Source organism: Pseudonocardia sp. EV170527-09 (assembly GCF_008369905.1).
Lineage (GTDB): Bacteria > Actinomycetota > Actinomycetes > Mycobacteriales > Pseudonocardiaceae > Pseudonocardia.
The window spans coordinates 1-1,414 of sequence record NZ_VRMC01000237.1; the positions used below are offsets into that span (position 1 = coordinate 1).

Below are 1,414 nucleotides of genomic sequence, written 5' to 3' on the forward strand. Positions count from 1 at the left end.
GTTCACGATTGGCCACCCGACACCCGCCTGCCGTAGATCAATATCGACTGCCCGGCACCAGTCCGCGGCTGAAACGGGACCGCTACTGCCGCAACTCGACAATAAAACAATGCAAGACACAAAAAGAGGCCATGATTTAAACGTATGCACCTCACCCCACTAACTAGATTCAATTAGATTGATCTCCACTTCAGCCTGACAGTCAACCGTAACTGTGTGTTACGACACATCCTCCAAAGGAGTGAACATCAACTAGGCAGTACAGCTCAACCAACCCTGCCTCCGGTGGCCCCTCCGGGGAGGGCTCCGCTCCCGCAGCCCCACCCTCCACAACACACCCTTGCGTCAACGACACGGTGACACCCCTCAGGTCAAGATCAACGGCCACATCAACCGCTTTCACACCTATGCACAGTGTTGTGATCACGGGTGCGGACTCCGCGCGGGCTGCCTACGTCAACCACCGGTTGACCCGACGAGCCCCTACCGAAACCGCCTAACTTGCTCCGCCCGGCTCGGCCGGAGCCGAGAACCGGAGGCCTGACGTGGCCACGCCAGGCCTCCTAACGACCCTGCGGAGCAACCGGCAGAGCGGAGCAAGCACGCAGCACGCAGGGTGTCCGAATCGCTGCGCCGAGCCAGACGATCAGCAACACTGCACACCATGGCGAAGAAGAAGAAGGGCCGACCCAAGGCCTGGCGGACCTACGACCGCATGGCTGACAGCTCCGGACCGAAGGGGGTCACCCACCCCGGCAGTGCTCCTCAGGGTCCCTGGATCGAGGTGTGCCTGTCCGGATGCTGCAACACCACGACACACCGTTAGAACACCTCGGTCAGGGAACACCAACAAGCGCTTCACGACCTGCGTACTTCTAGCCCCCAGTCGATACAACGGCGACGGAACGACCGGCCCGGGCCCCGGCCGGTGGTGACAGGCCGCGTTCAGCGGCTAGTCGTTCGACGGCTAGTCGTTCGACGGCTAGTCGTTCGACGGCTAGTCGGTGCTCACCCGAACGCGACAGTTCGAACCCGATGCCGCGGACGTCGAACCAGGCCACCACGCCCGTCATGCCCCCGGCCCGGCCCGCGGCACGCAAGGTGTCGAACTCATAGGCGACGGTGCTGGCCCACTGACGCGAGGACAGGGTGCCCCCGACCTGGGAACCCTCGACCTCCGCAGCGGCGATGTCGGCGTCATCGAGGTCCTTGTCAAGGAGCGGGCCCTCGATGCCAAGCTCGGCGGCCTTGTTCGCGAACCACTGACGCATCGGGATCGGGCACTGGCGCAGCCGCAGATCGTTCGCGGTGCCGCACCACTCCTTCCAGATCCGCAGGTCAGCGGCACCTTGAGCGTCGTCGAGGACACCCTCGGCCTGGGCCACGGCGATGTGCTCGACGATCTCGGCCGGGG

The 1,414-nt window shown here is 63.9% G+C and carries 1 protein-coding gene; it reads right to left on the minus strand.

Features of this window, described 5'->3' with window-relative positions; all coding sequences use genetic code 11:
* Positions 1-875: 875 nt before the first annotated feature.
* Positions 876-1,414, minus strand: a 539-nt coding sequence (locus tag FVA95_RS31195; RefSeq protein ID WP_161992524.1) for a hypothetical protein, incomplete at its 5' end; no start/stop codon positions are given.